Here is a 4,430-nt window from a genome sequence, read left to right on the forward strand (position 1 = left end):
TAAATACAGGGTTTAGGGAGCTCATTGGCTCTTGGAAGATCATTGAAATCTTATTGCCCCTGATATGCTCCATCTGGCTTGTGGTATATTCGGAGATTTTTTCTCCGTTAAAAATTATTTCTCCACCATAGATCTTTTGGTTAGATTCAAACAATTGAAGAATACTCATCGCTGTTTGACTCTTACCAGATCCAGACTCTCCTACAAGACCAAGGGTCTTACCCTCGTCAACTGATAGGGTTACGTCATTTACAGCTTTTATAAGACCACGTCTTGTGGAAAAGTAGGTATGAAGATTGTTTATTTCAAGTAAGCTCATAATTTCACCTATCTCTCGTTTGCTCTTGGGTCAATCGCATCTCTTAGGGCATCACCAATAAGGTTTACTGAGAATGATGTCAAGAATACTGCAAGGGCTGGGAATACCCATCTCCACCAGTAAGTGTTAAGTACATCTGAACTTTGGGCTGCAGTAAGCATATTACCCCAAGAAGGTGTAGGCTCTTGAACACCAAAACCTAAGAATGAAAGACCACTTTCAGTAAGAAGGTTGCCCGCATAACCAATTGTCGCATTTACTATTACAATTGAGAGGACGTTAGGGAGTATGTGCTTAACCATAATAGACCAGTCTTTTACTCCGAGGGCCTTAGCCGCTGTAATATAATCCCTTTCACGTTCTGCAAGAATTTGTCCACGAACCAAACGTGCAAGTCCTGTCCAACCTAGGATACCCAAAAGAATCATAACCATGGTTATTCTTTGCTCTTGACTAGCTCCTGGAGGTAGGAGGGCAGATAGGGAAATAAGCATTGGGTAGAATGGGAAGGATGCAACAATTTCTGAAATCCTCATTAGAATATTATCAACCCTACCGCCAACAAAACCAGATACCATACCTATTAAAACACCGAGTCCGATTTGGATGACTGTTGAAATAAGGGATATAACCATAGTCATCTTGCCGCCGTGGATAAGTCTTGTAAAGATATCACGACCTTGGTCATCTGAACCAAACCTAAATCCATTTAGTCCCCAAGTTTTTATTTTTCCTTCTTTATTTACCGCATAAATATTAAAGTATTTTGAAAATACCTTATCATATTCTCCGTCAGGAGTATCTAATTCTCCGTAGTTTTCTATACCCCATTGGTAAACTTTTCCATTTTCATCTAAAGCTGTAATTACAGAATCACCAGCTTCTATATCGACAATTTTTGCGTCAAATTTTGGAACAAAGTCACCGGATAATTTATCTCTTGATGGCCCCCAAACATAAAGTTTGCCATCTTCTGTAAGGGCAGCTGCTGAGTTTGCTGTAAGAACCGCTTTTTTCGCCTTAACCTTGCCATTTTTTAGTTCGGCTGGCATAGCTGTATCATTTTCAGCTCCTCTAACACCAAGGAGGTCAACAGAACCATCTTTTTTAACAACAATTACATTTATAGTATTGCAATCAAAATCTACAATTTGTCCTTGAATCTTAGAAGGAATCATATCGAGTCTTGATGCTAAGGTAGAACCCCAAATAATAATGTTATTAGCCTTGGTTAGGACTACTGAATATTGAGTACCGCCACCAATTTTAGCTATCCCTTCTTTTTTAATTTGGGCTGCCTGCATACCAGGCACTTTTGTTTGATCGAAGGTCTTATTTCCCCAACCATATATGTTGTTATCTTCAGTAGCAACAATAATGTGTCTATCACCAGCTGCTACATCTGTTATTTTCTTACCTTCTAGATTATTTTTAACACCTTCAGGTATGGATAAAACTTTATCTTCGTTATCAGAACCCCAAACATAGATCTTGCCTTCTTTTGTAAGACCTATTGCAAAGGTATTACCAATAGAAATTTTTTCAACACCTTCTTTTTCCATTTCGGATGGATAATTCATATACCCAGCTCCTGGGGCTACGTTTGTTAGGTTACCTTGAGAATAATATTGGTTAAATGGTAGCATCTTTGAACCAACAAAGATTACTAGGACTATAGCTATAAACATAGCAAGACCAATTACGCCGAGTGGGTTTCTAAAGTAGTTTCTAAGAGCTACCTTACCTGGTGACATAATAGCTTCTTCTTTTAGCTTGTCATTTTCAGGTCCTTCTTGAGAGCCACCTTTCATATTTGCACCAAGGTTATTTGTTGGCCCATCAGATTCTTTTTTTGGGGCAGGATTTTCATCTTCCATCCCGCTCGCAAAAGTAAACCCTCTCAAAAAATAAGTTTTAAGGAAGCTAAAATAAGATTTAAATGGTTTATTTATTTTTCTATTCATATTAAGCCTCCAACTTAACTCTTGGATCTACAAGGGCATAAGCTATATCCATTAAGAGGTTGCCTAGAAGGGTTAGGATAGCATAAAACATTGATAGGGCAAGAATTACATTGTAATCTTGTGCCATTACCGCAGAAATAAGCTCGTTACCAATTCCTCTGTAGGAAAAAATCCTCTCTGTAATAGCAGAACCTGAGAACATACCAAGGACAGCCCATGTCAACGCAGTAACTACTGGAATTAAAGCGTTTCTAAAGGCGTGAGAATATACTACTGTTTTTTCTTTTAATCCCTTAGACCTAGCTGTTCTGATATAGTCTTGGTCAAGGGCGTCAAGCATAGAGTTTCTTACATACCTAGAAAGAGATGCAAGAGATCCTACTGTTAATGTTAAAGTAGGTAGGGTTAGGTATTTTATCCATTCACCAAAAGTATTTTCCCTTGGCATACCATTTGCAGGGAACATCTTTAGCCTAAAAGCAAAGAAAAATATCATAATCAAACCTATAAAGAAGGTTGGAATTGAAAGACCAACCAGAGTCAATGTCTGAGCAGCCTTATCGTATATGCCCCCTTTTCGAGTCGCCGACCTAATTCCTATAAGCACCGAAAGTACAAAAGAAATTATTGTAGAACCTATATTTAAATAAACTGTATTTTTAAGTGGTTCTGCTAGATAATCCTTAACCGGTCTTCTTACTTTAGTAGATTCACCAAAGTCACCTTTAAGGGTCCTGCCTAACCACCTCACATATTGTTCTGGTAGAGGCTTGTCATAGCCATACCTAGCTTGTAGATTCTTATACATCTCTTCTTTTTGAGCCTTGGTCATCCTGCCTGTTGTTGGAATCATAGCCTGGATAGGGTCACCTGGCATTGCCTTGGAGAAGGCAAAAAGCATTATAGATATGATAAGAGCTACTGGTATTAAGTTTATTATTCTCTTAACTATATAACGTAACATATATATCCTTCCTCTTTTGATTTGGACTGGCTTTTATGTATTGGTCAACGTTTCAATTAATTTTGGGCCCAGTCCTCAATCATATAATTTATACCTACAATAGTATTATATTTAGACGTTTTTGTCAACCTTAAACTTTATAAAAATCCTATTTTCTCCCAAAAAATAAGGGACGTTTCCATGTTCTTTTGTATAATTATAAAGTTTTGTAAATATTGATAAGCTTAGCCGACTTAAATTATAAGTGAAATTCATTAGTCATTTTAAATAAATTCCAACAATTAAATTAACACTTCCTTGCTAAACTTAATTTTTTTAATAATTACTCTAATATTATACTCTAATTCTTCAATATTTGTGGTAAATTAGAAGAATTAACAAGCTACAATTTTCTAATTTCTTTGTTATTAGTAACTTATCTAGCTATCTAGAAATTTTTCAAACTTTTATTTGCAATGTAAACGCCAATAGTTGATTTTTCGACCTAAGTGTTGGTAAAAATTTTTTTAATTATCAGTCTTAAAAAATTTTCTTTTAACTCTTTATAAAAAAAGACAAGACCAGCTGGCCTTGTCTTCGTATGTTTTCTTATTTTTCTAAGCTCATAGCATTGATTTGATATTCAGATTCCCAAACTGGTGTATCGATATCAAAGCCTTTAACTCTCTTTGAGTAACCTGTGTGGTATTGGTTAGCATAAAGAGGGATTTCTGGTAGATAATCATTGTACCACATTTCGAATTCTTCCCATCTATCTAGGTAGCCTTCCTTGTCGTTAGAATCTGTTTGACGAAGTTTAACTGTAATTTCGTCTACTTTTGGATCGTTTGTCCTTGTCTTGTTGTCAGATCCCTTAGAGTTATATTGGTACCATGGGTCAAATGGTGTACCAAAGTTAGATCCCATGTTGAATGCTGTGTATTCTGCATCTTCTTTTGGGTTAGTGTAGTAATCAAGAAGGGTAGCGAAGGAACCAGCTGTTACGTTGTATTCCATACCTACTTGCTTAGCATTTACTGGAACTTGATTTGAGATAAGGGTGGTGATTGGAGATTCATCTGAACCATATTGGTTTACTTGAAGTTTCTTACCATTTTCATCATACCTGTAGTAGTTGAATCCATCTGGGTTTTTAGCAAATTCTTCATCAGCCTTTTTCTTATCCCAAGGTGTCTTTCCATCT

The 4,430-nt window shown here is 36.4% G+C and carries 3 protein-coding genes and 1 pseudogene; all 4 read right to left on the bottom strand.

The annotated features are described in order from the left end of the window. Positions 1-319, bottom strand: a 319-nt coding sequence (locus RQ893_RS08315; RefSeq protein ID WP_311482553.1) for an ATP-binding cassette domain-containing protein, incomplete at its 3' end; no start/stop codon positions are given. 8 nt (positions 320-327) lie between these two features. Then, a complete protein-coding gene (locus RQ893_RS08320; protein WP_311482554.1) occupies positions 328-2,283 on the bottom strand; it encodes an ABC transporter permease subunit in 1,956 nt (651 codons plus the stop codon). A gap of 1 nt (position 2,284) precedes the next feature. Next, positions 2,285-3,247, bottom strand: coding sequence for an ABC transporter permease (locus tag RQ893_RS08325; protein WP_311482555.1), 963 nt, complete (start codon positions 3,245-3,247; stop codon positions 2,285-2,287). Positions 3,248-3,835: 588 nt separating this feature from the next. After that, positions 3,836-4,430, bottom strand: a pseudogene (locus RQ893_RS08330) (ABC transporter substrate-binding protein); the annotation flags it as partial.

The organism is uncultured Anaerococcus sp. (assembly GCF_963510915.1).
GTDB lineage: Bacteria > Bacillota > Clostridia > Tissierellales > Peptoniphilaceae > Anaerococcus.